The following is a 501-nucleotide window of genomic DNA, read 5'->3' on the forward strand; positions in this document are numbered from 1 at the left end:
CTTTATGGAACTGTAATCAATCCTTACAGTGATAATTTAGTTATAAGTAGAGAGACTTTAAATTTTATTAGTGAAGATTCTAATATAATGAAAAATGAAATTGTATCATTTGGTATACCTAATGAGCTCCCAGAAAAGTTAATGAGTAAACTAACTCGCTATTTTACGAAAAGTCCAGTAATCAACGCTGCATTTCTGCTTCAATTAATCCGTGGAAAAGTAAATAAGAGTTATTTATTAGTCATTGATACTAGTGATGAAAGTATTTTAAAAGAATTAACTTCTTTTTCCAAATACCTAAATAAGGGAGAAATTCTTGACATTGTAAGTTTAAAAAGTGACTTTGGAAAAACAGCTGTTGAAGGGTTCTCCCCTTTCTTTGTGAAAAAATAGATTAATTGGTCAGGCGAAAATTGATATTTTATAAATTATCTTCCGGTGTGTGATGAATTTATTCAGAGAAATTCTTTATCTCTTGTTAATTAAAAATAGGAGTGATAA

At 28.3% G+C, this 501-nt stretch carries 1 protein-coding gene; it reads left to right on the forward strand.

Translation table 11 applies throughout. The annotated features are described in order from the left end of the window. The coding region (locus HCK02_RS14025; protein WP_167630707.1) for an enhanced serine sensitivity protein SseB C-terminal domain-containing protein at window positions 1-393 on the forward strand (393 nt) is incomplete at its 5' end. Between the last annotated feature and the right edge of the window lie 108 nt (window positions 394-501).

The organism is Listeria valentina (assembly GCF_011800755.1).
Classification (GTDB): Bacteria; Bacillota; Bacilli; order Lactobacillales; family Listeriaceae; genus Listeria; species Listeria valentina.